Genomic DNA, 21169 nt, shown 5'->3' with positions numbered 1-21169 from the left:
TTCTTACGTGCTGCCAGGGTCATATCGACTGAAATCGGAGGCATAGCGCCAAAGAAAACGGCCCCTTGCAGGGGGCCGTTTCTCCTTCAGGTCGGAGCTGCTTACTCCGCCGCCTCGATCCGGACTTCCTCTTCCGGAGCGGACGGCTTGCCGTTGATGATCAGGCGTCCGTCCTCGGCGGTGACCGTCACCTTGCTCCCGTCGGGCACCGTACCTTCGAGGATCTGGTTCGCCAGCGGGTTCTGCAGCGAGCGCTGGATCACCCGCTTCAGCGGCCGGGCGCCGTAGACCGGGTCGTAGCCGGTGTCGGCGAGCCATTTAAGCGCGGCCTCGTCCAGCTCCAGCGTGATGTTCCGGTCGTCCAGCAGCTTGCGCAGGCGGCCGAGCTGGATGTCGACGATGTGGGTCATGTTCGCGCGGTCGAGCCGCGAGAACAGCAGCACCTCGTCGAGACGGTTGAGGAACTCCGGCCGGAAGGCCCGGCGCACCACCTCCATCACCTTGTCGCGGACCGCGTCCACCGGCTCGCCGTCGGGCTGGCTCGCCAGGAACTCGGAGCCGAGGTTCGAGGTCAGGATGATCAGCGTGTTCCGGAAATCCACGGTCCGGCCCTGGCTGTCGGTCAGGCGCCCGTCGTCCAGCACCTGCAGCAGAATGTTGAAGATGTCCGGATGCGCCTTCTCGACCTCGTCGAACAGCACGACCTGGTAGGGCCGGCGCCGCACCGCCTCGGTCAGCGCACCGCCTTCCTCGTGGCCGACATAGCCCGGAGGGGCACCGATCAGGCGGCTGACCGAGTGCTTCTCCATATATTCGGACATGTCGAGGCGGACCATCGCCTGCTCGTCGTCGAACAGGAACTCGGCCAGCGCCTTGGTGAGCTCTGTCTTGCCGACGCCGGTCGGGCCGAGGAACAGGAACGAGCCGATCGGGCGGTTCGGATCCTGCAGCCCGGCACGGGCGCGGCGCACGGCATTGGAAACCGCGGCGACCGCCTCGTGCTGGCCGATGACCCGCTTGTGCAGGTTCTCTTCCATCTCGATCAGCTTCTCGCGCTCGCCCTCGAGCATCTTGTCGACGGGAATGCCGGTCCAGCGGGAGACCACGGAGGCGATGTCGCGTTCCGTCACCTCTTCCTTCACCATCTTCTCCGCCGAGGCGTGCTCTGCGTTCTGGATGGTGGCCTCGAGATCCGGGATCACACCATACATCAGCTCGCCGGCCTTCTCGAAATTGCCTTCGCGCTTGGCGTTCTCGAGCTCCATGCGGGCCTTGTCGAGTTTCTCCTGCACCTTCTGCACGCCGACGACGACTTCCTTCTCGGACTGCCAGCGCTTGGTCAGCTCGCCGGAGGTCTTCTCCAGATCGGCCAGTTCGCCCTCGAGCTTGGCGAGGCGCTCCTTGGAGGCCTTGTCGGTCTCCTTCTTCAGCGCCTGCTGCTCGATCTTCAGCTGGATGATCTTGCGGTCGAGCTCGTCGATCTGCTCGGGCTTGCTGTCCACTTCCATGCGCCGGCGCGAGGCCGCCTCGTCGACCAGGTCGATCGCCTTGTCGGGCAGGAACCGGTCGGTGATGTAGCGGTTGGAGAGGTTTGCCGCCGAAACCAGCGCGCTGTCGGTGATCCGCACGCCGTGATGCAGCTCGTATTTCTCCTTCAGGCCGCGCAGGATCGAGACCGTGTCGATCACGCTCGGCTCCTCGACGAAGACGGGCTGGAAGCGACGGGCGAGGGCCGCATCTTTCTCGATATGCTTGCGGTATTCGTCGAGCGTGGTCGCGCCGACACAGTGCAGCTCACCGCGGGCAAGCGCCGGCTTCAGCATGTTGGAGGCGTCCATCGCGCCTTCCGCCGCGCCGGCGCCGACCAGCGTGTGCAGCTCGTCGATGAAGAGGATGATGTCGCCCTCTGAATGGGAGACGTCCTGCAGCACGGATTTCAGCCGCTCCTCGAACTCGCCGCGGAACTTCGCGCCGGCGATCAGCGCGCCGAGATCCAGCGTCAGCAGCTTCTTCTGCTTCAGCGGCTCCGGCACGTCGCCGTTCACGATGCGCTGGGCGAGCCCCTCGATGATCGCGGTCTTGCCGACGCCGGGTTCGCCGATCAGCACCGGATTGTTCTTGGTGCGGCGGGAGAGAACCTGGATCGTGCGGCGGATCTCCTCGTCCCGGCCGATCACCGGATCGAGCTTGCCGTCGCGTGCGGCCTTGGTCATATCCTGGGTGTATTTCTCCAGCGCGTCATAGGCGTTCTCCGCCGTCGCGCTGTCCGCCTTGCGGCCTTTGCGGACCTCGTTGATGACCTGGTTGAGGGCCTGCGCGGTAACGCCAGCATCCTTCAGGATGCGGCAGGCGGCAGAGCCTTCGGCCATCGCCATGGCAAGCAGCATGCGCTCGACGGTGACGAAGCTGTCGCCGGCCTTGTCGGAGATCTCCTGCGCCTGGGTCAGCAGGCGGGCGAATTCGGGGGCGAGATAGACCTGCCCGGCGCCGCTGCCCTCGACCTTCGGCAGCTTGCCGAGTTCGGCCTCGACCGCCGCGCGCGCCGCTTTCGCGTCGCCGCCGGCACGCTCGATCAGGTTGGCGCACATGCCTTCCTTGTCGTCGAGCAGGACCTTCAGAAGATGTTCGGGGGTGAGGCGCTGATGTCCCGCGCCGAGAGCCTGGGTCTGCGCCGATTGCAGGAAGCCGCGCATCCGCTCCGAGAGTTTTTCGAAATCCAACGGATATCTCCTTCGTACCGCAAGGTTTGCCGATACAGCCCCGAACACCCCGAACCGGCGGTGCTGAAGCCATTTTTCAGAAAGTCCCGGCGACCTCTAAGCATCGCCGATTACTCCCTGACTGGGAAGGTTCCATGACCCGAAAGCGGCGTCCGGAACCCGCATCTGAGATATGGGGAGCCGCTTGCCGGTCGCAAGAGGCCGCGATCCGTGTTGACAGCCTTCCGAAGCCATTTATGGTGCGGTGCACTATGGGAAAAGTCAGCGCGATTTACAGATTCCCGGTCAAAGGCATGACCGGAGAGTCCTTGGAGAGCGTTCCGCTCGAGGCGGGGCGCATGCTCCCCAATGACCGTCGTTTCGGGATCCTGCACGGCGGAGCCGCCCGGCGCGCCGAGGCGGGTGATCGGGACTGGAAACCGAAAGCCAATTTTCTTCAGCTTGCCCAGGTCGAGAAACTCGCCCAGCTCGAGGCCCGTTTCGACGACGCGAGCGAGATCCTGCAGATCTGGCGCAAGGGCCGCAACGTCTCCAGCGGCAAGCTCACCGACGTCAATGGGCGGACGGTCCTGGAACAGTTCTTCGCCGCCTTTATGGCGAAGGAAAGCCGGGGCCAGCCGCGCATTGTCGAGAGCGGCGAGCAGCCCTATTCCGACGTCAAGGTGCCGTTTGTCTCGATCATCAATCTGGAAAGCGTGCGCGATCTCGAGCGCGTCGTCGGTCGCAAGGTCGATCCGCTTCGTTTCCGCGGCAATATCCTGATCGAGGGCGTGCCCGCCTGGGAGGAATTCACCTGGGTCGGCAGGAAGGTGCGGATCGGAGATGCGGAAGTGACCGTGGCCGAACGTATCGGACGCTGCGCCGCGACCAATGTCGATCCGTCGACCGCGGAACGCGACCTGACGATCCCGCGCGATCTGCAGAACGGATTCGGTCATACCGATTGCGGCATCTATGTCGATGTCACCGGCAGCGGGGCCGTGAAGGTCGGTGATCCGGTAGAGGCCCTCTGATCGAGATGCGAACCACACCGAGCGTCCGCGGCCTGACCGCGAAAGATTCGCCTTCCGTCGCCGGCCTGACGGTTCAGCTCGGCTATGAGCTTGATCCCGGGACGGCCGCAAGCCGTATCGAGTCGGTTCTGGAAGCAGAGGGCCACCATGCTTTCGGCGCCTTTCTCGACGAAAAGCTGATCGGCTATCTGCACTGCTTCGACCGTCCGTCGATCGAGAAGGGACGGGGGCTGGTCGTTCAAGCGCTGGTCGTCGACGAGACGATCAGGGGAACGGGCGCCGGGCGTTTGCTGATGGCGGAGGCGGAGCGTCTCGCCCGCGACCTCGGCTGCACCTCCGTCTCGCTGTCGTCCGGGGAGCGCCGCGCCGGAGCGCATGCCTTTTACGAGCGGCTCGGCTACCTGAACTCCTCGGTCTCGCGTTTCTTCACCAAAACTCTCTGAACCCGGACAAAGAAAAACCGGCCTGCGTTTCCGCAGGCCGGTTTTCATCGACAGTATTGTCTGTATCAGTCCTCGCCGGCAAGCGGCAGGGCCTGTTCCTCCGGAGCCGCTACCTTGCGCGGGCGGCCGCGCCGGCGGACCGGTTTCGCCTCTTCGCTTGCTTCGGCCTGCTCGCCGTCGTCCGCGGCAGGGCCGGAGACCGCCTTCGGCAGACCCGAGTCGCTGGCGCCGAGCATGGCGCGAAGAGCGGCGTCGTTGTCCGAACTGGCAGCTCCGGCTTCCGGAGACCCGCCGCTGTTCCGGCGCCGACGCGGCGGCCGTGCCGTCCGGTCCTGCGGGTCATCCTGTTCGGCCGCTTCGGCATCCTGCCGGCGCTCGCTGCGCGTCCTGCGTGGCGCGGATTGATCGTCGTCGGTCCGGTGATGCTGCTGCTGTTGCTGCCGCGCGTGATCGTCCGGCTCGTCGCCGTCATTGTCGCTGTCGCCACGCTGGTGGAAGTCCGACTGGGAGCCGTTCTCCTGCTGTGCGGCGTTGCGGCGTGCCTCGTTCTCTTCATTGTACAAACTGTAGATGCGGAAATAGTGATCCGCATGCTGGAAGAGGCTTTCCGCCAGCACCCGGTCTCCCGCCGTCGACGCATCGCGGGCAAGCGTCAGGTATTTCTCGTAGACCTGATGCGCATTGCCGCGGATCCGGACGTCGGGCCCGTTGCTGTCGAAAGTTTGATTCCTGTTGGGGACATTCGGGCGACGATTGTTGCCACGACCCCGCCCACGCTTTGAATGGGGACCTTGTCTCATGGTCGATTACTTTGCCGTTGTGTAGGGGAGCCAAAATGGCGCCCGAGCCAAAACACCGATCCACACCGCGTGTGTGATCGAAACATCCGGTCACCATCGGACGGACTATTTCCGAACCGATGCGCTGATCTCTTACCGGGATGGTTTCCAGCAACAGCGTCTGCCCCCTCGGCACCTGTTGCATGAGAAGAGACTAACGGTTTGAGACAGCTATTCCAAGTTCTAAATCCCGTAATGCAAATGGGATTTTCCCCGCGGCGGGTCAGGTTCGACGCACCAGAACGCATCTCCGAATGCCCGCGAGATCGTTCCGGAAACCTGCCACGAAGAGACCTGCCGATCGCATGATGCGCGCAATATCGTCACCCTGGCCTTCACCGAATTCGAGCACGGCAATCCCCTTTTCGGAGAGAAGGGAATCCAAGCTTTCCGCGATGTTACGGTAAGCAACGAGCCCATCCGTGCCGCCGTCGAGCGCACCTCTCGGATCGTGTTCCCGCACTTCCGGTTGCAGCGAATCAATCTCCGATGTGGGGATGTAGGGAGGGTTCGAGAGCACCACGTCGAACAGACCGGTCACGTTCGAACCCCAGGAGGAACAGATCATTCGTGCGCGGTCGGAAAGAGATAGTTTCTGCGCGTTTCGGCTGGCGACGGCGACGCAGTCCGGATCGATGTCCACTCCCGTGCCCTCGGCGTTCGGATATTCGCTCAACGCGGCGAGCAGCAGGCATCCGGTACCTGTTCCGAGATCCAGAATGCGAAGCGATGCCGAACGGTCCGGAAAGAGGCCCCGAAGTGCGTCGATGAGGGTCTCGCTGTCCGGGCGTGGATCGAGGGTCGCGGGGGAGAGTTCGAACTCGAGACTCCAGAATTCCCGGCTGCCGAGGATGCGGGATACGGGCTCTCCGGCGCCACGCCGCTCCAAGAGAGCTTCGAAACGGGCGGCAGGCACGGCCGGTACGGTCTCGTCTTCCCGGCCGTGCAGCCGACCGCTCTCGCCGAGCGCGCAGGCCAGCAGCAGGCGGGCGTCAAGGCGCGGCGAGTCGGCGCCGGCAGCGGCGAGACGGCGTGTTGCGGCAGTAATCAGCTCGCCGATCGTGGGATCTGCTTCCGGCGTCATCAGGAAAGCGCCGCGAGACGGGCCGCTTCGTCTTCGGCGGTCAATGCGTCGACCAACTCGTCCAGCGCCTCGCCCGAGATCACCTTGTCGATCTTGTAGAGCGTCAGATTGATGCGGTGGTCGGTGACCCGGCCCTGGGGGAAGTTGTAGGTCCGGATCCGTTCCGAGCGGTCGCCGCTGCCGACCTGGCCCTTGCGGTCGGCGGCGCGTGCGTCGGCGAGGCGCTGCCGTTCGTGGTCGTAGAGCCGGGCGCGGAGGATCTTCATCGCCTTGGCGCGGTTCTTGTGCTGCGACTTCTCGTCCTGCTGCGAGACCACGATGCCGGACGGGATATGGGTGATGCGGACCGCGCTTTCCGTCGTGTTCACGTGCTGACCCCCGGCGCCGCTGGCGCGGAACACGTCGATCCGGAGATCCTTGTCCTCGATATCGAGATCGACGTCCTCGGCCTCGGGCAGCACGGCAACTGTCGCGGCGGAGGTATGGATGCGTCCGCCGGATTCCGTCACCGGCACGCGCTGCACCCGGTGGACGCCGGATTCGAATTTCAGCCGCGCGAAGACGGATCGCCCGCTGATCTCGGCGATCGCTTCCTTGTAGCCGCCGATATCGTTCTCCGAGATCTCCATGATCTCGAATTTCCAGCCTTTCTGAGCGGCATAGCGCTGGTACATGCCGAACAGATCGCTGGCGAAAAGCGCGGCCTCGTCGCCGCCGGTGCCTGCCCGGACTTCGAGGATCGCGTTCTTCTCGTCCGCCTCGTCCTTCGGCAGCAGCAGGATCTGAACCTCGCGCTCCAGCGCCGGAAGTTCCTTCTCAAGGCGCTCGATCTCCTCTGTCGCCATGTCTTCCATGTCGGGGTCCTCGAGCAGGCCGCGCGCGTCCTCGAGCTCCTTGCGCATCTCCTTCAGTTCGGTGACCTTCTCGGCCACGGGAGCAAGCTCGGACAGCTCTCGGGAGAGTTTCGCGATGTCCTGCGAGGCAACGCCGTTGCCGGAGGCCAGCATCGCTTCCAGTTCCTTGTGTCGGGCGAGCACGCGTTCGAGATTTGCCTGCAGGCTCACTCGTCTTCTCCTTGTTCTTCATGTAGGCCGAACAGCTCCACCAGGGTGGCGATGGTCCGGTCGTCCAGTGTCTCGGTGGCGGCGAGGCGCCGCAGATGCTCCGACGGCGCATGCAGGATGCGCTTCAGCAGCAGACGCGTCGCTTCCTCTGCGGTCAGGTTCGGCTGTTCCTCGTGCAACGCGGTCCGCATCGCTTCGAGGTGTTGCCGGATGCGTACGATGGCCGGCGCCGCGGTCCGCCCGCTCTGGTCCGAGAGGAAGCGGGCGACGGCCGCATCGACCAGCTCGCGGGCCCGGTCCGCCTCCGCCCGGCGCGCATTTTTGCCCTCGGTGGCGGTGCGCTCCAGATCCTCAAGGTCGAAGAGGAAGGCTTCGTCGATCCGGTTGACCGCAGGATCGATATCCGGCGGGACCGAGAGATCGACCAGGAAGATCGGGTGATAGCGGCGCTTCTGCAAGGTGCTCCCGATCATTTCCGCGCTCAGTACTGCCCGGCCTTCGCCCATGGCGGATATCACGATATCGGCTTCGGTGAGCGCGGCGGAGAGCTCGTTGAACGGGCGGTGATGCGCTTCGAGAGATTTCGCGGTCGCCTGCGCCCGCCGGTCGATCCGGTCGATGACCGTGACCGGCGTGCCATGGCCGTCATGCAGCTGTTCGGCGAGGATCAGTCCGAGTTCGCCGGCCCCCAGAAGCAGCGCCTTCGTGCTGTCGAGCGCACCATGGACGTCCTTCGCGACGGCGAGGGCGGCGGCCGCGATGGAAACCGGACCTTCAGCGATACGGGTTTCGCGGCGGACCTGCCGGGCGGCCTCGAAGGCGGCGCTCATGGTCGCGTCGATCAGCGGACCGGAGGATTTCAGGCTGCGGGCGAGGCGGTGGCCGGCCCGCATCTGGCCGAGGATCTGGGGCTCGCCGATCACCTGGCTGTCGAGCGAGGCGGCAACCCGGAAGAGATGGGCGACGGCGTCCCCGCCGACATGGCGGTAGAGCAGGGGTTCCAGAAGGGCGGGGTCGAGCCCGACCGGCGCGCAGAGGATCTTCGCGATCACGCTGCGCGCTTCCTCGGGGTTCGGGAAGACGCCCGCGACCTCGACCCGGTCGCAGGTCGAGAGCGGCATCGCCTCCTCAACCCCGAACACCCGGAGCGAGCGTAGGACGACGGGCAGTTCCTCGTCGGCGACGAAGAGCTGCTCGCGGATCGCGTCCGGGCAGGTCCGGTGGTTGACGCCGACGACAGCGAAACGGTGCAGGTCCTGAAAAAGCGGGGAAGCGGTGCGGTCCGCCAAAACCGGGCCTCGCTAGACCTCGGCTTTGAGATGGTCCCCGATCTTGCCCAGCGCGATTTCGGTCTGGGTACCTGAATCCAGGTCCCTGACGGTCGCGACGCCGTTTTCGAGTTCCGTCTCGCCGAGAATGACGGCGTGGCTGGCACCGAGTTTGTTGGCCCGCTTCATGCGTTTTCCAAGGTTGCCCGAATAGCCCATTTCGACAGCCAGGCCGGCTTTGCGCAAGTCATGGCTGAGCTTGATCGCCGAGATCGAGGCTTCTTCGCCGACCGGGATCACCGCGACCGGACGCGCCGGGGCGGCCGGTGCGTCGATCATCATCGCGATCCGCTCGATGCCCGCCGCCCAGCCGACGCCGGGGGTGGAGGGACCGCCCATCATTTCGACAAGACCGTCATAGCGACCGCCGGCCATGACCGTTCCTTGCGCGCCGAGGCGGTCGGTGACGAACTCGTAGGCAGTGTGGCAGTAATAATCGAGCCCGCGCACCAGCCGGTCGTTCTGCCGGTAGGGCACGCCGACGGCTTCGAGACCGGCCTTCACCGTGCCGTAAAAGTCGCGGCTCGCCTCGTTCAGATAGTCGCCGAAGGACGGCGCGTTCGCAACGATCGCGCGGTCGCCCTCGTCCTTGCTGTCGAGGATGCGCAGCGGGTTCACCTCGAGGCGGCGCAGGCTGTCCTCGGAGAGACCGTCCTTGTGGCCCATCAGATACTCGACCAGGGCCATGCGATAGGCTTCCCGGCTCTCGGTGTCGCCGAGCGTGTTCAGTTCCAGCACGACGCCGTCGAAGATTCCGAGCGCGTCGAGAATGTCGGCGCCGACGGTGATGACTTCGATATCGGCCTGCGGGGCCGGGACGCCGAGCAGCTCGACGCCGATCTGATGGAACTGGCGCTGGCGGCCTTTCTGCGGGCGCTCGTAGCGGAACATCGGGCCCTGGTAGAACAGCTTCAACGGCAGGTCCTGGGTCAGGCCGCCGGAGATCAGGGCGCGGGCGACGCCGGCGGTCCCTTCCGGGCGCAGGGTGATGGTCTCGCCGCCGCGGTCGGTGAAGCTGTACATTTCCTTCGAGACCACGTCGGAGGTCTCGCCGAGCGTGCGGGCGAACACTTCGGTGAATTCGAAGATCGGCGTCTGGATCTCGCTGAAACCGTAGCGCGCCGCGGTCGCGAGCGCGGTTTCCACAACATGGCGATGCCGCCGCGCGTCCTCGCCAAGCAGGTCGTGGGTGCCGCGAACGGGTTGCAGTTTCGCCATTGGTCCAGTCCTTTCAAACGCACCCGCTGCGAGATGCGTGCGGGCGGCTCGGTTTATGCCGCGAAATCGGCTCGGATTCAAACGGATGAGATGATTTCAGGTCCTCAATCCGGTTGTCCGGATCAGGATGCGGCCGGAGAGACCGCGAGGGCGGCCTGTTCGGCGGCCAGTTCCTTCTCGATCTCCGCCGCCTTCTCCTCGACCAGGGAGACCAGATGATCGACGATGCTTTCGTCCTTGAGCCGGTGGTGCGGCAGGCCGGCGATATAGACCTGATGCGTGCCCTTGCCGCCGCCGGTGAAGCCGATATCCGTCTCGCGCGCCTCGCCCGGGCCGTTCACTACGCAGCCGATCACCGAGAGGGTCATCGGCGTGGTGATGTGGGACAGCCGCTGCTCGAGAACCTCGACGGTCTTGATGACGTCGAACTGCTGGCGGGCGCAGGACGGGCAGGAAATCACGTTCACGCCGCGATGGCGCAGGTTCAGCGACTTCAGGATGTCGAAGCCGACCTTCACCTCGTCCACCGGATCGGAGGAGAGGGAGACGCGGATCGTGTCGCCGATGCCGCTCCAGAGCAGCATGCCCATGCCGATGGAACTCTTGACCGAGCCGATGCGGAACCCGCCGGCCTCGGTGATGCCGAGATGCAGCGGATAGTCGCAGGCGTCTGCCAGACCCTGATAGGCGGCGACGGCGAGGAAGACGTCGGAGGCCTTCACGCTGATCTTGGTCTCGAAGAAGTCGTTGTCCTCGAGGATCTTCAGATGGTCGAAGGCGCTCTCAACCATCGCCTCGGGACAGGGCTCGCCGTATTTCTCCAGCAGGTGTTTCTCGAGGCTGCCGGCATTGACGCCGACGCGGATCGAGCAGCCATGGTCCTTGGCGGCCTTCACCACCTCGCGCACCCGGTCGGCGCTGCCGATATTGCCCGGATTGATCCTGAGGCAGGCGGCGCCCGCCTCGGCGGCCTCAATGGCGCGTTTGTAGTGGAAATGGATGTCCGCCACGATCGGCACCGGGCTGGCCTTGACGATCTCCGGCATCGCCGCGGTCGAGGCCTCGTCCGGACAGGAGACGCGCACGATGTCGGCCCCGGCGTCGGCGCAGGCCTGGATCTGCGCGATCGTCGCCTTGGCGTCGGCGGTCAGCGTGTTGGTCATGGTCTGCACGGTGATCGGGGCATCGCCGCCGACCAGCACGTTTCCGACGCGGATCTGACGGGACTTGCGCCGGTGGATGTCGCGGTAGGGCCGCACGCTCATGGGATGTTCCGCTCGCTTTCTCAGGCTAACTGCGAGATGGCGTTCGGGGTCTTATAAAGCAAGCAGGCGCCGCGGGTAAACGGCGGCTTCATGACGTTTCCGCCGAAACGCGGGATCAGTCGGTCGCGGTAAAGGTCAGCAGGCTCTCGTCGAGCGGGATGTTGCGGGCGATCTTCCCGAACGGGCCGAGGCTCGGCGCTTCGGCACCGTTGATGGAAATCTTCAGTGCGCCCGCATTGCCGGTGAACAGTTTGAGGCCGCTGCGCACGGGGACCTCATAGGCTTCGCCTTTGCGCAGGATGCGCGTCAGGAGAGGCGTTGCGTCTTCGCCGCGCACCTGCACCCAGCTGTCGTCCGTCGCGCTGATCACGATATGCGGACCCTCGCTCGATGCGGCGGGCGCCGGAGCCGGCTTGGAATCGATGGCGGCAGCCTCGGCATCCACGGCGGACTGCGACGTGCTGCGCGAAACCTCCGGAACGGCAGGAATATCGGTTGCGGCCGGTACCGGCGCCGGGTCCGCCGCCGGAACGCTGGCGACTTCGGTCGGCGCACTCACGGCCGCTGCCGCCGTCGGGGCCGTTTCCTCGGTCGCGGTCGTCGTCGCGATCGTTTCCGAGACCGGTGTGGCCGGCTCGCTCTCTTCTGCCTTAACGATCTCCGCTGCCGCGGGCTCCGTTACCGCGGGCGCGACCGAGGCGGTCTCCACCGGGCTATCGGCGACTGCGGGTTCGAGCGTGTCGGATGTTTCTGTCCGAACCGGTTCGTTCGCGGTGGTAACTTCGGCCCGGGTCTCGGTCTCCGCCGTTTCTGTCGCGGACGTCGTCTCCGGTGCGGGGTCGGTCGCGACGGCAAACTGTTGCGGCTGCGGCACCGGCGCTTCGGCGCTCTTCGTGCCCGGCTGCGCTGCGGTTGCAGCCGGGGCCTGAGCCGTCGTCGTGGCGGGTGCCGCCGCGCTCTCGGGCTCGGCAGACTTGATCGCCGGTTCCTCGAGCAGGAATGCGAGACGGTCCGGAATGCCCGGCGTCAGGTCGGAGACCGCCGTGTCCGTGGTCGAGAAATAGTACCAGCCGCCGTAGCTGAGAGCGGCGAGCAGGACACCGACGAACATCAGTGCGCCGCCGGGAACTTTGCCTTCCGGAGCGGGAGAGGGGAAGGAGAGCTGCGTCGGTTCCTGCAGCTTCTTCGCTTCCGCCTTGAAATCGGCGATCATCTTGTCGGCGTCGAGGCCGACGAGCTGGCTGTAGCTCCGCACATAGCCGATGGCATAGGTGAGACCGGGCAGATTGTCGAAATCGCCGGTTTCCAGTGCCTGCAAGTAACTGCGCTGAATGCGCAACTGCTGAGCGACGTCCTGCAAGGAGAGATCTCTCTCCATACGGCCACGTTGCAGCAGCATTCCAACCGCCGAACCGGATTCACCTTCGAATGCAGGTTCAGTGGAAGCGCTTAACGTCTTGATTTTCTTGCTGTCGGCAACAAGCGGCTTCGAGGCGACAAGTTTCGGCGCCGTCGGCTCGGGCGTGACGTTCACGGCTTTTGACTTGTCGGCATCTTCGATGTGCCGGAGTCTTAACTTCGCCTTTGTGCTCATCTCATCCACGACCTAATTGCCCGCGAATATTTCATCCGCCCGACCACGCTATTTCTGGCGCGACTACTGAGTAAAACTCGCAGGAGCACCACGGAGTAACCAGGCTCTAGGTGCCAAGTTAGATTAAATTGTCTAATGAATCAACGTTCTATTCGAATTTTTCGAACTTAAGACTCAGGCGGGTATCTGATGATCCCGTGAAAACGCCTTGAGATGTTCCACAAGACGGCCTTCTCGTGATTTCAATAAATTAGACATAAATGTTTCGAGATCGGTGTAATTGATTGCTCTTACGGTCTCTTTTACGGGGCCGATAGAGGCCGAAGCCATCGACAGGCGGCGATAGCCAATGCCGATCAGGGCCAGTGCGCCGATCCGCGAGCCCGCCATCTCTCCGCAGAGAGTCAATGGCTTATCCATTTCATGACAGGCATCGGCGATCTGTTTCAGCAGCCTGAGGAAAGGCACGGAGACTGGATCGTAGCGATGTGTCACCCGCTGGTCTCCACGGTCGGCGGCGAAGAAGAACTGCTGCAGATCATTGCTGCCGACTGAAAGAAAATCGACCCGCTTCAAGATCTCGGGAAGTTGCCATGCAAGTGACGGCACTTCGAGCATGCTGCCGAGGCGAAGGTTTCTCGGCAAGGGGGCCCCATGGCGGATGGCGCGTTCGAGTTCCCTGTCGAGGATCGCCCGCGCGGCATCGAATTCCGCGACCGTGGAGACCATCGGAAACATCAGATCGACGGGCGCGCCCGCCGCGGCGCGGAAGATCGCGCGGAGCTGGTTTCTCAGCAGGCTCGGATGGTCGACCGAGATCCGGAGCGAGCGCCAGCCGAGCGCCGGGTTGTCGCCCGGATCGTGATCGAAGGCCTGGATGTGTTTGTCGCCGCCGGCATCCAGAGTCCGGAAAGTGACCGGGCGGCCATTCGCGGCTTCCAGCACCCGGCGGTAGACGTCCGTCTGCTGCTCGACGTCGGGAATGTCGCGCCGGACCATGAACGGGATCTCGGTGCGGTAGAGCCCGATCCCGGCCGCACCGGTCGCGTCGAGTTGCTGCAGGTCGAACATCAATCCGACATTCAGCAGGAGCGTGACGTCCACGCCGTCGAGGGTTCGGGCCGGCAGATCCCGCAGGGCCTGGTAGCGGGCCTTGGTCTCCGCGCGCGCCTTCAGGCCGGCATGGAAATACTCCTGCACGTCCTCGGTGGGCCGCAGCAGGACCTGATTGTTGTCGGCGTCGACGATCAGACGGTCGCCCGGATTGACCTCGCTCAGCAGGCCCGGAATGTTGCCGAGGACAGGGATATCGAGCGCACGGGCCACGATTGCGACATGCGCGGTCGCAGAGCCTTCCTCGAGCACGAGCCCCGTCAGGTTGTGGCGGTCGTATTCCAGGAGTTCTGCCGGCCCCATGGAGCGGGCCACGACGACATAGGGCTGATCCTCGGCGATCGCCGCGGCGTCGCCGTTCTCCTCCTCGCCCGCGAGTCTTGAGAGCAGGCGGTTGGCGAGATCGTCGAAATCCGCGAGCCTCTCGCGAAGGTAGGGGTTCTGCACCGATCCGAGCCGCGCCCGCATGTCGGCACGGGCGCGCTGCACCGCCGCCTCGGCGGTCAGACCGTTGTCGATGGCGTCGTTCATCCGCGTCAGCCAGCCGCGATCGTGCGCGATCATGCGGAAGGTCTCGAGCACGTCCCGGTGCTCGCCGACCTCGGCGAGGTCCGGTGCCGCGAGCAGTGTGTCGATGTGATCGCGGACTTCCCGCATCGCGGTTTCCAGCCGGTCTTTCTCGACTGCCGGGTTATCGGCGACCACACGGCGGATGGCCGTGCTCTGCTGGTGGAAATAGGCGACGCCGATTCCGATCCCGGGCGCGACGGTCTGGCCGGCGAGCCGGAGCGGCGTGTCGTGCTTCGGGGCCTGATCGCCGAACACGCCGTTGGCGAGCAGTTCGGCCAGCACCATGGCGAAGGTTTCGAGGGTCTCGATCTCCTCGTCGGAATATTGCCGCCGGGACCGGTTCTGAACCACGAGTACGCCCAGGACCCGGTCGGCACGCATGACGGGCACGCCGGCGAGCGACTGGTAGATCTCCTCACCGGTTTCCGGCCGGTAGGCGAATTTCGGGTGCGACTGTGCGTCGGAGAGGGCGAGCGACTGGGCCCGAGCGGCGATGTCCCCGACGAGACCCTCGCCGAAATGCATCAGGGTCCGGTGGACCGCGTCCTTGTTGAGGCCCTCTGTCGACGAGAGTTCGAGCAGGTTGTCCGAGCGGCGGACGTAGATCGAGCAGACCTCCGCCGCCATGTCGGCGGCAATGATCGAGGTGATGCTGTCGAGACGGTCCTGCGGCGCGCGTGCCTCCGCCATCACGTCGCGCAGGCGGCGCAACATGGAGCGGGAGTTGCGGCCGAAGCCGTTATGCTCGACCGCCGCCGTCATCGGGTCAGCTTGCCGGCGGGCCGTCGAGGCCGTAGGCGGTATGAAGGGCGCGGACCGCGAGTTCGGTATATTCGGCGGCGATCAGGACGCTGACCTTGATCTCTGAGGTCGAGATCACCTGGATGTTGATTCCCTTGTCGGAGAGCGTGCGGAACATGGTCTTCGCGACGCCCGGCTGCGAGCGCATGCCGACGCCAACGACGGAGACCTTCGCGACATTCGGATCCGCATTGATCTCGCGGAAACCGAGTTCGTCGCGCAGCTTCTCAAGCACCTGCTTGGCACGTTCCAGATCGGTCTTGCCGATGGTGAAGGTCATGTCCGTGGTGTTGCCGTCCTCGGTCACGTTCTGGACGATCATGTCCACATTGACCGCCGCGTCGGCGAGGCTGCCGAAGATGGAGGCGGCGACGCCCGGACGGTCCGGCACGTGGCGCACGGTGACTTTTGCCTCTTCGGGGCTGTAGGCGATGCCGCTGACGACATTCTGTTCCACGATCTCATCCTCATCACAGATCAGGGTGCCGGGAGCGTCGACGAAGCTCGAGAGCACCTGCAGCCTGACATTGTTCCGCATGGCGAGCGCGACGGAGCGCGTCTCCAGTACCTTGGCCCCCTGCGAGGCCAGTTCCAACATTTCCTCGTAGGTGATCTTTTCGATCTTCCGCGCCGAGGGCACGATCCGCGGGTTCGTCGTATAGACCCCGTCGACGTCGGTGTAGATATCGCAGCGGTCCGCGTTCAGCGCCGCCGCCAGAGCGACCGCCGTGGTGTCTGAGCCGCCGCGACCCAGCGTGGTGATCCGGTTGTCCGGGCCGATGCCCTGGAAACCGGCCAGCACGGCGACCTGGCCCTGTTCGAAGCGCTTGATGATCTCCGCGGTCTCGATGCTCTCGATCCGCGCCTTGCTGTGCACGCCGTCGGTCTTGAACGGTAGCTGCCAGCCGAGCCACGATCGGGCGTTGATACCGAGATTTTGCAGCGCCATCGCGAGGAGGCCGCTTGTCACCTGTTCGCCGGTCGCGACGATGGCGTCGTATTCCCGCGCGTCATGCAGCACGCTCATCTCGCGCGCATAGGCGACGAGCTGGTTGGTCACCCCGGCCATGGCCGAGACGACGACCGCGACCTCGTTGCCCGCGTCGACTTCCTTCTTTACCCGGAGCGCCACATTTCTGATGCGCTCAATATCGGCGACCGACGTGCCGCCGAACTTTTGCACGATACGCGCCATTTCGTTCCGCTTTTCAGGAGTGTACCCCAATGCCCAATACCGGAACGCGAACATTCCTAATGGCCCCGGGCGAGGCTATACATAGCGATACGCCGCATCCCGGGCAAGCGCGGGTTCCGGCACGGCATCGGAGCACCCATGATTGAAAAGAATATGGCCAGGAGCACGATCGATCCCGAGGACGTCCGGCGCTTTTCCGCGGTGGCGGAAGAATGGTGGGACATGCGCGGGCCGTTCGCGCCGCTGCACAAGTTCACGCCGGTCCGCCTCGCGCTGATTCGCGAATGGATGGGCGATCACTTCGCCCGCGACGACAAGGCCGCGGTGCCGTTCGCGGGTCTCAGGATGCTGGATATCGGGTGCGGCGGCGGTTTGCTGTCGGAGCCGCTGACCAGGTTGGGCGCGGCGATGACCGGGATCGACGCCGAGGAAAAGACCATCCGCACCGCGGCGGTGCACGCTGCCGAGGGCGGGCTCGAGATCGATTACCGTGTCTCGCTCGCGGAGACGCTTGCCGAGGAGATGCCGGAGGCTTTCGATGCGGTGGTCGCTTCGGAAGTTATCGAACATGTCGCCGACCCGGCGCTGTTCGCCGCATCGCTGGCGCGGCTCGTCCGGCCCGGCGGCGCGGTCTTCGTGACCACCCTGAACCGGACGGGGAAGTCGCTGCTCTTCGGGAAGTTCGCAGCCGAGTATCTGCTGCGCTGGGTCCCGCCGGGGACCCATGACTGGCGGCAATTCCTGACGCCCGACGAGTTGCGCGGTCTGCTGGCCGAGGCGGGGCTGAAAGTTGTGGAACAGACCGGTATCCGCTTCGACCCGCTGGCCGACAGCTTCTCGCGGTCGGCCGATCTTGCGATCAATTACGCGATGTTCGCGGTGAAGCCGTCAGCTCTCGCCTAGGCGTCGCCTTTCGGCACCCAGGGTATCGGTGCGAACTCGATTCCCTCCTCGCGCAGGGCCTGCGCCTCGGCCGGCGTAGTCTCTCCATAGATCCCGTGCGGATCCTTCTCGCCGTAGTGGATCTTCCGGGCCTCTTCGGCGAATTCCTTGCCGACATAGTCGAATTTGCTCTCGACCTCGGTCCGGAGCGCGATGAGCTTTTCGCGGATGGCGGCCATTTCGGGCGTCATCTGGCTGACGGCGGGAACGGATTGGCCCTCGGCTTCGCGGTCGGCCTTTTTCTTCGAACTGGAGACGTTCGGGGCCATCAGGGCTTTGGACACGGATGTCGAGCCGCAGGTCGGACAGGTCAGCAGGCCCAGATCCGCTTGCTTGTCATAAGCGGCACTGTTCGGAAACCAGGCGTCGAAGCCGTGATCGGAGTCGCAACGCAGTCGGTATTTGATCATCCAACAGATCCAGTCATGTCCTGTCAGTATGAAATAGCATGTGGTCGAAATAGTGTAATAATTGCTAATTAGCCAGTGTGTCGTTGCGTGGGGGACACATTATGAGCGAGACGGACGGCAGGACGCTGGGGCAACGCGACGCCGCGCATCATCTGCATCCCTTCACCGACAATCGGGAACTGGAAGCCTCCGGCGGCGCCACTGTCATAGAGCGCGGCGAGGGCTGCTATCTCTGGGACGACCAGGGGCACCGCTATCTCGATGCGCTGGCCGGCCTCTGGTGCGTCAATGTCGGCTACGGGCGCAAGGAGCTCGCCGACGTGGCCGCCAGGCAGATGCAGCGGCTGGCCTATTACAACACATTCTTCAATACCACCACGGGGCCGACGGCGGAGCTTGCGGAGACTCTCGCCGCGCTGATGCCGGGGCATCTCAACACCGCGATCTTTGCCAATTCGGGCTCGGAAGTCTGCGACAGCGCGATACGGCTCGCCCGCTTCTACTGGCAGAAGGTCGGAAAACCGCAGAAGCGCATCGTGATCGGCCGGGAGGAGGGCTATCACGGCTCGACCCTGGCGGCGCTCAGTGCCGGCGGCATCGGCGCGATGCATGCGCAGGGCGGTACCGGTCTGCCCGATTTCGCCCATATCCATGCACCCTACCGGTTCCTGCACGGCCACGAGATGCCGGAAGCCGCCTTCGCCGCACAGGCGGCGCTCGCGCTGGAGCGAAAGATCGAGGAACTCGGCGCGGAGAATGTCGCGCTTTTCATCTGCGAGCCGATCCAGGGCGCGGGCGGCCTGATCTTTCCACCGGAGGGTTATCTCGCGGAGGTGCAGCGGATCTGCCAGAAGCACGACGTGCTGTTCGCGCTCGACGAGGTGATCAGCGCTTTCGGCCGGCTCGGCGCCTGGTCGGCCGCCGAGCTGTTCGGTCTCAGCCCGGATTTCATGACCTTGGCCAAGGGGCTCTCGTCCGGTTACCAGCCGATCTCCGCCCTGATGATCTCGGATCCGATCGCAGAGGTCCTGCGCGATGCCGAGGGCGGTCTCGCGCATGGCTTCACCTATTCCGGCCATCCCGTCGCGGCGGCGGTCGCGCTGGAGAACCTGGCGATCCTGAAGCGAGAGCGGCTGGTGGAACGGGTGCGGGACGATATCGGTCCCTATTTCTGTTCGACGCTGGCCCGGCTCGCGGCGCATCCGCTGGTCGGCGAGGTGCGGGGGCTCGGGCTGCTTGGGGCGGTGGAGCTGATCCAGGACAAGGCGCGGCATCAATTCTTCGATCCGCCTGGCGTTGTCGCCGCGGTCTGCCGCGAGAATCTCAAGGCGCGCGGCATCATCGTGCGGGCCGTCCGGGACACGCTGCTGATCGCGCCGCCCTTCGTCGTCACGAAGGAACAGGTCGACGACATCGTCGACACGCTGGAGGCGGCGCTCGAGGACATCCGGCACGAGCTCGGCATTATTGCCGAGGACCAGAAACTTGCCGAAGCGGTGCATGAGGCGGACAAGCCGCTTGCCGGACGGGTCGCGCTGGTGACCGGCGCCTCGCGCGGGATCGGCGCCGAGGTCGCGAGGACCTTTGCGCGGGCGGGAGCGACCGTCCTGACCGTCGCGCGGGACGCGGCGGCGCTGGAGGCGCGGAGGGCGGAGATCGAGTCCGAAGGCGGCCGGGCGGTCCCGGTGGCCGCGGATCTGTCGCGGTCGGACGGCAAGGCAGAAGCGGCTCTCATGGCCGAGATCGAGCGGCAGGGCGGTCGGCTCGATATTCTCGTTCTGAATGCGGCGCTGCTTGGCGAGCTGGAACCACTTGCGGCTCTCGACTCAAAAGTCTGGGACGAGGTGATCGGCGTCAATCTGACGGCGCCGTTCCGGCTTCTGCGGCTGTTGCATCCCTTCCTCGCATTCTCGGACGCGGGACGCTGTATTTTCGTCACTTCCGGTGCGGCGCGCGGGGCGCACGCGGACTGGAGCGCCTATGCGGCGAGCAAGGCGGGGCTTGAAGCGATGATGCGGGCTTACGCCGCCGAGAACCGCAAATTCGGTCTCAAGATCAATGCAGTCGATCCGGGCGCGATGCAGACCGGAATGCGCGCCTCGGCCTTTCCCGACGAGGATCCCCGCTCCGTCACGCCGGTCGAGGCCGCCGGCCCGGTCTTTCTCCGCCTTGCCGTCCCGGAATGCAGTTACTCCGGCGCGATCGTTCCGGTCGTCGCATCCGCAGAGGCCGCACCATGAGCACGGTCAGTTCCGCCGCAGGCCCAATGGCCAAACCGTCGGAATGGGTCGTGCGGTTCGCCGAACGGGTTCCGCGGGATGCGGAGGTCCTCGATGTGGCCTGCGGCGCTGGCCGGCACGGTCGCTTTTTCCGGGCACGGGGAAATCCGGTCGTCCTGCTGGATCAGGATATTTCGCGCGTCGCCGATATGGCGGCGGATGCGCGTGTCGAACTCGTCGCCTCGGACCTCGAGGCCGGGAGGCCGTGGCCGCTGAAAAGCCGGACCTTCGGCTGTGTGGTCGTCACCAACTATCTCTACCGTCCGGCCATGCGCGATATCATCGCGGCGGTCGCGCCCGGCGGGATCCTCATTTACGAGACCTTCGCGCTGGGGAACGAGGCCTACGGGCGGCCCTCGAACCCGGACTTTCTGCTGCACCGGGAGGAGTTGCTGATCCTCTGCCGTCCGGAGCTGCGGGTGGTGGCGTTCGAGGACTTGACGGTGAGCACGCCGCGTCCCGCCTGTATCCAGAGGATCGCCGCCGTCAGGGACGCAGCCGAACGCCCGGCCCTCTGACGCAGGCGCATTCGACCGGCCTGCCGGGCCGATATCCATAATTGAAAAACATTTGCAGCCCGGAAGTCACATTGCAGTCGGGTTCCATGTCACATACGATCTGGTGCTGCGTCTTAAGGGATGCGGCCGGATCTGCGGCTCTGCAAACGTCATCAAGACAGTCTGTCCGCGGAACGAAAACGAATTGGGGAGCTGGCAAAAGGCGGTCTGCAGGAGCGAAAAATCGTCTTCGACCGTCCATAGCCACGGCGCATGGCAACGCCGAAGGAGGGGCTCATGATCTTGGATTTCAGGCCAGAACGGCGTGCAGGATCTACTGACCGGGTGGACTCGGTCTTGCGGGGATTGAGAACCTACTGGGAGTTCTCGCGTACCGACGCATCGCTGCCGCTATCGGAAAATCTGTTTCTGTCGGATCTGGTCGACGAGATGCCGCACGTGGTTCTCGCCTATCAGGACAGGCAACGCTTCCAGGTTGAATTTGCGGGTGAGGCTGCGGCCGATCTGCTCGGCGGCAACCCGATCGGCGCGACGACCGCTCCGAAAGGCGGTCTCCCGCCGGCAGTGGCCCGTTGCATCCGGCGGTCGGCGGAGGATCGCGAGCCAGTGCTTTCGACAGCGGCAGGAATACGCATCATCTGCCTGCCGTTCGGCGGAGCGGACGGTGACGTCGAACTTGTCTTGGCCGGCCTGGCCGAAGTGACTGTTCTGGAAAACCGCGGAACGGTCGTCTCTCTGATGCGCTGACACCGGGGCGTCCCGGACGTCAGCCC

Annotated in this window: 17 protein-coding genes; 6 read left to right on the top strand and 11 right to left on the bottom strand. The window is 64.9% G+C overall.

All coding sequences use genetic code 11. The annotated features are described in order from the left end of the window. Nucleotides 1–101: 101 nt before the first annotated feature. Nucleotides 102–2720, bottom strand: a complete 2619-nt coding sequence (clpB, locus tag IG122_RS11045) for an ATP-dependent chaperone ClpB (protein ID WP_193183442.1) — start codon at nucleotides 2718–2720, stop codon at nucleotides 102–104. Between the two features lie 293 nt (nucleotides 2721–3013). Here clpB and IG122_RS11040 point away from each other — a divergent pair, with 293 nt between their 5' ends. After that, nucleotides 3014–3733, top strand: coding sequence for an MOSC domain-containing protein (locus IG122_RS11040; protein ID WP_404924438.1), 720 nt, complete (start codon nucleotides 3014–3016; stop codon nucleotides 3731–3733). Nucleotides 3734–3738: 5 nt separating this feature from the next. After that, nucleotides 3739–4176 carry a GNAT family N-acetyltransferase gene (locus tag IG122_RS11035; protein WP_193183438.1) on the top strand — a complete coding sequence of 146 codons (438 nt, stop codon included), beginning with the start codon at nucleotides 3739–3741 and terminating at the stop codon, nucleotides 4174–4176. A 65-nt stretch (nucleotides 4177–4241) separates the two neighbouring features. Here the strand turns inward: IG122_RS11035 and IG122_RS11030 are convergent, their stop codons facing one another. The 9 genes from IG122_RS11030 to IG122_RS10990 form a co-directional block, all read right to left on the bottom strand. Then, nucleotides 4242–4976 (bottom strand): DUF4167 domain-containing protein, encoded by a 735-nt coding sequence (locus IG122_RS11030; protein WP_193183436.1) that lies wholly within the window; start codon nucleotides 4974–4976, stop codon nucleotides 4242–4244. Between the two features lie 262 nt (nucleotides 4977–5238). After that, complete coding sequence (prmC, locus tag IG122_RS11025; RefSeq protein WP_193183434.1) at nucleotides 5239–6099, bottom strand: peptide chain release factor N(5)-glutamine methyltransferase; 861 nt, start codon at nucleotides 6097–6099, stop codon at nucleotides 5239–5241. Next, nucleotides 6099–7163, bottom strand: coding sequence for a peptide chain release factor 1 (prfA, locus tag IG122_RS11020; RefSeq protein ID WP_193183432.1), 1065 nt, complete (start codon nucleotides 7161–7163; stop codon nucleotides 6099–6101). Before prfA ends, prmC begins: the two co-directional genes overlap by 1 nt. Continuing rightward, complete coding sequence (hemA, locus tag IG122_RS11015) at nucleotides 7160–8452, bottom strand: glutamyl-tRNA reductase (RefSeq protein ID WP_193183430.1); 1293 nt, start codon at nucleotides 8450–8452, stop codon at nucleotides 7160–7162. Before hemA ends, prfA begins: the two co-directional genes overlap by 4 nt. Before the next feature lie 12 nt (nucleotides 8453–8464). Then, nucleotides 8465–9709 carry a histidine--tRNA ligase gene (hisS, locus tag IG122_RS11010; protein WP_193183428.1) on the bottom strand — a complete coding sequence of 415 codons (1245 nt, stop codon included), beginning with the start codon at nucleotides 9707–9709 and terminating at the stop codon, nucleotides 8465–8467. A gap of 122 nt (nucleotides 9710–9831) precedes the next feature. After that, nucleotides 9832–10974, bottom strand: coding sequence for a flavodoxin-dependent (E)-4-hydroxy-3-methylbut-2-enyl-diphosphate synthase (gene ispG / locus IG122_RS11005; RefSeq protein ID WP_193183426.1), 1143 nt, complete (start codon nucleotides 10972–10974; stop codon nucleotides 9832–9834). A gap of 115 nt (nucleotides 10975–11089) precedes the next feature. Beyond that, on the bottom strand, nucleotides 11090–12568 hold the full coding sequence (locus tag IG122_RS11000) for a helix-turn-helix domain-containing protein (RefSeq protein WP_226893518.1): 1479 nt from the start codon (nucleotides 12566–12568) through the stop codon (nucleotides 11090–11092). A 174-nt stretch (nucleotides 12569–12742) separates the two neighbouring features. Next, nucleotides 12743–15013: a phosphoenolpyruvate--protein phosphotransferase gene (gene ptsP, locus IG122_RS10995; RefSeq protein WP_226893504.1), complete on the bottom strand. Its 2271-nt coding sequence runs from the start codon at nucleotides 15011–15013 to the stop codon at nucleotides 12743–12745. A gap of 4 nt (nucleotides 15014–15017) precedes the next feature. Beyond that, nucleotides 15018–16247 (bottom strand): aspartate kinase, encoded by a 1230-nt coding sequence (locus tag IG122_RS10990; protein WP_193183422.1) that lies wholly within the window; start codon nucleotides 16245–16247, stop codon nucleotides 15018–15020. A 138-nt stretch (nucleotides 16248–16385) separates the two neighbouring features. Between IG122_RS10990 and ubiG the strand changes: the two genes are divergently transcribed. Then, entirely contained in the window at nucleotides 16386–17150 is a 765-nt protein-coding gene (gene ubiG / locus IG122_RS10985) for a bifunctional 2-polyprenyl-6-hydroxyphenol methylase/3-demethylubiquinol 3-O-methyltransferase UbiG (RefSeq protein ID WP_193183420.1), read from the top strand. Here the strand turns inward: ubiG and IG122_RS10980 are convergent. Then, complete coding sequence (locus IG122_RS10980; RefSeq protein ID WP_193183419.1) at nucleotides 17147–17599, bottom strand: DUF1178 family protein; 453 nt, start codon at nucleotides 17597–17599, stop codon at nucleotides 17147–17149. The genes ubiG and IG122_RS10980 overlap by 4 nt on opposite strands. Nucleotides 17600–17700: 101 nt before the next feature. On the opposite strand from IG122_RS10980, the gene IG122_RS10975 reads away from it, so the two are divergent. From IG122_RS10975 to IG122_RS10965, 3 genes are all read left to right on the top strand, one after another. Then, nucleotides 17701–19839 (top strand): aminotransferase, encoded by a 2139-nt coding sequence (locus IG122_RS10975; protein WP_193183417.1) that lies wholly within the window; start codon nucleotides 17701–17703, stop codon nucleotides 19837–19839. Continuing rightward, complete coding sequence (locus tag IG122_RS10970) at nucleotides 19836–20396, top strand: class I SAM-dependent methyltransferase (RefSeq protein ID WP_193183416.1); 561 nt, start codon at nucleotides 19836–19838, stop codon at nucleotides 20394–20396. Before IG122_RS10975 ends, IG122_RS10970 begins: the two co-directional genes overlap by 4 nt. 252 nt (nucleotides 20397–20648) lie before the next feature. Continuing rightward, nucleotides 20649–21143, top strand: a complete 495-nt coding sequence (locus tag IG122_RS10965) for a hypothetical protein (protein WP_193183415.1) — start codon at nucleotides 20649–20651, stop codon at nucleotides 21141–21143. Nucleotides 21144–21169: the final 26 nt, after the last annotated feature.

The sequence above is a fragment of the Nisaea sediminum genome (genome assembly GCF_014904705.1).
Lineage (GTDB): Bacteria > Pseudomonadota > Alphaproteobacteria > Thalassobaculales > Thalassobaculaceae > Nisaea > Nisaea sediminum.
Note: the sequence above shows the minus strand (reverse complement) of the source record. Positions and strands in the feature narration are given on the sequence as shown.

Bases quoted from the DNA above. Each gene is read 5' to 3' on its own strand.
- prmC (WP_193183434.1), bottom strand. From the start codon at position 6,099: ATGACGCCGGAAGCAGATCCCACGATCGGCGAGCTGATTACTGCCGCA.
- IG122_RS10980 (WP_193183419.1), bottom strand. From the start codon at position 17,599: ATGATCAAATACCGACTGCGTTGCGACTCCGATCACGGCTTCGACGCC.
- IG122_RS11035 (WP_193183438.1), top strand. From the start codon at position 3,739: ATGCGAACCACACCGAGCGTCCGCGGCCTGACCGCGAAAGATTCGCCT.
- IG122_RS11000 (WP_226893518.1), bottom strand. From the start codon at position 12,568: ATGAGCACAAAGGCGAAGTTAAGACTCCGGCACATCGAAGATGCCGAC.
- ptsP (WP_226893504.1), bottom strand. From the start codon at position 15,013: ATGACGGCGGCGGTCGAGCATAACGGCTTCGGCCGCAACTCCCGCTCC.
- hisS (WP_193183428.1), bottom strand. From the start codon at position 9,709: ATGGCGAAACTGCAACCCGTTCGCGGCACCCACGACCTGCTTGGCGAG.
- ispG (WP_193183426.1), bottom strand. From the start codon at position 10,974: ATGAGCGTGCGGCCCTACCGCGACATCCACCGGCGCAAGTCCCGTCAG.
- IG122_RS10965 (WP_193183415.1), top strand. From the start codon at position 20,649: ATGGCAACGCCGAAGGAGGGGCTCATGATCTTGGATTTCAGGCCAGAA.
- IG122_RS10990 (WP_193183422.1), bottom strand. From the start codon at position 16,247: ATGGCGCGTATCGTGCAAAAGTTCGGCGGCACGTCGGTCGCCGATATT.
- IG122_RS10970 (WP_193183416.1), top strand. From the start codon at position 19,836: ATGAGCACGGTCAGTTCCGCCGCAGGCCCAATGGCCAAACCGTCGGAA.
- IG122_RS11040 (WP_404924438.1), top strand. From the start codon at position 3,014: ATGACCGGAGAGTCCTTGGAGAGCGTTCCGCTCGAGGCGGGGCGCATG.
- ubiG (WP_193183420.1), top strand. From the start codon at position 16,386: ATGATTGAAAAGAATATGGCCAGGAGCACGATCGATCCCGAGGACGTC.
- IG122_RS10975 (WP_193183417.1), top strand. From the start codon at position 17,701: ATGAGCGAGACGGACGGCAGGACGCTGGGGCAACGCGACGCCGCGCAT.
- IG122_RS11030 (WP_193183436.1), bottom strand. From the start codon at position 4,976: ATGAGACAAGGTCCCCATTCAAAGCGTGGGCGGGGTCGTGGCAACAAT.